This is a genomic window from Promicromonospora kroppenstedtii DSM 19349 (assembly GCF_000515355.1).
In the GTDB taxonomy this organism is placed as follows: Bacteria; Actinomycetota; Actinomycetes; order Actinomycetales; family Cellulomonadaceae; genus Promicromonospora; species Promicromonospora kroppenstedtii.
The window spans coordinates 22,269-25,450 of record NZ_KI911741.1 but is presented as its reverse complement, the minus strand read 5'-3'; the positions used below and the strand labels follow the sequence as shown (position 1 = coordinate 25,450).

Annotated in this window: 3 protein-coding genes; all 3 read left to right on the top strand. The window is 73.3% G+C overall.

The window, feature by feature from the left end; all coding sequences use genetic code 11:
* Positions 1-549: 549 nt before the first annotated feature.
* A complete protein-coding gene (hrcA, locus tag PROKR_RS23510; RefSeq protein WP_084800641.1) occupies positions 550-1,569 on the top strand; it encodes a heat-inducible transcriptional repressor HrcA in 1,020 nt (339 codons plus the stop codon).
* 28 nt (positions 1,570-1,597) lie between these two features.
* Complete coding sequence (gene dnaJ, locus PROKR_RS23505) at positions 1,598-2,719, top strand: molecular chaperone DnaJ (protein ID WP_036968361.1); 1,122 nt, start codon at positions 1,598-1,600, stop codon at positions 2,717-2,719.
* Between the two features lie 10 nt (positions 2,720-2,729).
* A partial coding sequence (locus PROKR_RS23500; RefSeq protein ID WP_036968359.1) for an RsmE family RNA methyltransferase occupies positions 2,730-3,182 on the top strand: 453 nt, incomplete at its 3' end.

Below are 3,182 nucleotides of genomic sequence, written 5' to 3'. Positions count from 1 at the left end.
GGCCGCCCTGCCGCGGTCCGCGCGCTCGGCCGTGCGCCGGGCGGCGGCCTGACGGCGGGCGAGGTCCTGCTGTTCACGGGCCTTGCGGGCGCGCTCGTTGCGGTCGTCCATCTCGCGCTCGCCGCGGCGGTAGTCGGCGTAGTCCGAAAAACCGAACATGGTGGTTCCTCCCGGTGTCACCGTCGGCCCCTCGCCGGCGGTGATTCCAGGTTGGTCTGTGAGGTACGTCGCGCGGATCGGGCGGTCGCCGCATCTTTCGTGGCGGGTCCGCGTCCAGGGCTGGGCACGTCTAAGGCATCGCCCTATGCTCGACCGGTCAGCCCTCGGCGAACAGGTAGGACCCGCAGGTCAGGGGCGGGTTTTCCGCGGTGCGTCGGGGCGGCTCGCGGGGTCGTGGCCGGCCTGCGGCGGGTCGGGGACCCGGCCGCTCGTGAGCGCCGCGTAAGATTGGCACTCGGTCGGTGAGAGTGCTGGACGGCAGTGTCGGAGAACGGGCCGGAACCCGGGTGCACGTCCCGGACGTTCTACCTGGGGACGGAGGTGAGCGCGGTGAGCGAGGAACGTAGACTCGATGTCCTGCGGGCGATCGTGGAGGACTATGTCCGCACGCGTGAGCCCGTCGGTTCGCGCATCCTCACGGAGCGGCACCAGCTGGGGGTCTCCCCGGCCACGGTGCGCAACGACATGGCGGCCCTCGAGGAGGCGGGGCTCATCGCCCAGCCGCACACCTCGGCGGGACGCATCCCCACCGACAAGGGCTACCGCCTGTTCGTGGACCAGCTCGCCGAGGTGCGCCCGCTGACCGTCCCGCAGAAGCGTGCCATCGAGACCTTCCTGTCCGAGGCGGTCGACCTGGACGACGTCGTGGCACGCGCCGGGCGGCTCATCGCCCAGCTGACGGGCCAGGTCGCCGTGGTGCAGTACCCCTCGCTGCGCCGCTCCGGGCTGCGGCACCTGGAGCTCGTGCCCACGGCCGAGGGCCGGCTCCTGGTGGTCGTCATCACGGACACCGGCCGGGTGGAGCAGCGCTTCCTGGACGTGCCGGTCGACCTCGACGACGGCACGCTGGGCGAGCTGCGTGCCCGGCTCAACGCCGCGACGGCCGGTCGCCGGCTCGCCGACATCGGTGACGCCTTCGCCGGCGTCGCCGAGGCCATGCCGCCCGAGCACCGCCCGCTGGCGACCGCCGTGGCCGAGGTGGTCACCACCGCGCTGAGCGAGGAGAGCGAGGAGCGGATCGTGCTGACCGGCCAGGCCAACCTGGCGCGGTCGGGCATGCGGTTCGAGCAGGGGCTGCGGCCCGTCCTGGAGGCCCTGGAGGAGCAGGTCGTCCTGCTCGGCCTCCTCACCGACATGACCGACGACGCCGGGGTGGCGGTGAGCATCGGCCACGAGAACCGGCTGGCGGGACTGGCGGAGACCTCCGTCGTCACCTCCGGCTACGGCTCTTCCGACGGTGACACCGTCGCGATCCTGAGCTCTATCGGCCCCACCCGTATGGACTATCCGGGCACCATCGCCGCGGTGCGCGCCGTCGCGCGCTACCTGTCGCGAGTCCTGCCCAGCTGACTACTCACCTCATCACGAAGAGAGACCTGTGACCGACTACTACGAGATTCTCGGTGTTCCGCGCGACGCCTCGCCCGAGCAGATCAAGAAGGCATACCGCAAGCTGGCCCGTGAGCTGCACCCGGACGTGGCCGGAGACGCCGGTGAGGACCGGTTCAAGGACGTCGCGCGCGCGTACGAGGTGCTCTCCAACCCCGACAAGCGCCAGCAGTACGACATGGGTGTCGACCCGACCTCGCCCGGTGGCGGTGCGGGCGGCGGGTTCGGCGCCGGGTTCGGGTTCCAGGACATCTTCGAGACCTTCTTCGGCGGCGGACAGCCGACCGGCCCGGTCCCGCGCGCCCGCCGCGGCAACGACGCGCTCGTGCGCCTCGACCTCGACCTCGCCGAGGCCGTGTTCGGCGCCAAGCGCGAGATCCAGGTCGACACCGCGGTGGTCTGCAACACCTGTGGCGGCGACGGCGCGCGGCCGGGCACCCACGCCCGCACCTGTGACGTCTGCCAGGGCCGCGGCTCGGTGCAGCGGGTCGCCCGCTCGTTCCTCGGCCAGGTCATGACCAACCAGCCGTGCTCCGCGTGCGGCGGCTTCGGCACCGTCATCCCGGAGCCGTGCACCGACTGCTCCGGTGAGGGCCGCGTGCGCTCGCGCCGCACCGTCTCGGTGAACGTGCCCGCGGGCGTCGACACCGGCACGCGCATCAAGCTCTCCGCGCAGGGCGAGGTGGGCCCCGGCGGCGGCCCCGCCGGCGACCTGTACGTCGAGATCCGCGAGCGTGCCCACGACACGTTCGTGCGGCGCGGCGACGAGCTGCACTGCACCCTCCAGGTGCCGATGACGGCGGCCGCCCTCGGCACCGTGCTGGAGCTCGACACCCTGGACGGCCTGCAGGAGATCGACCTGCGCCCCGGCACGCAGCCGGGCCAGGTCATGACCCTCAAGGGCCTCGGTGTGGGCCACCTGCACTCCAACGGGCGCGGCGACCTCAACGTGCACATCGAGGTCCAGGTGCCCACCCACCTGGACGAGGAGCAGACGGCCCTGATGCAGCAGCTCGCGGCCCTGCGCGGCGAGGAGCGGCCCGAGCCGCGGCTCGCCACCGTCCAGGGCGGCGTGTTCTCGCGCCTGCGCGACAAGCTCAGCGGCCGCTGACCCGCCGCCCATGAGCGCGCCAGTCTTTCTCGCGGAGGCGTCGGCCGCCCATCCGCTGTCGGAGTACGCCGCCGGGTCGGTGTACGTGCTCGACGGTGCCGAGGGGCGGCACGCGGGCGTGGTCCAGCGCCGGGGCCCGGGGGAGCGCATCGACGTCGTCGACGGCGCCGGGGTGCGCCTGCGAACCGTCGTCGAGGCGGTGCACGGCGCCGAGGTGCACCTGCGGGTCGAGCACGCCGACGTCGAGCCCGTGCCCGACGTCGTCGTGACGCTCGTCCAGGCCCTCGCCAAGGGCGACCGCGACGAGATGGCGATCGAGGCCGCCACCGAGACCGGTGCGGACGCGATCGTCCCGTGGCAGGCGGAGCGGTCCGTCGTCGTCTGGCGCGGCGACCGGGCCGCCAAGTCGCGGGCCCGCTGGGTCAGCACCGTGCGGGCCGCGACCAAGCAGGCCCGCCGGGCG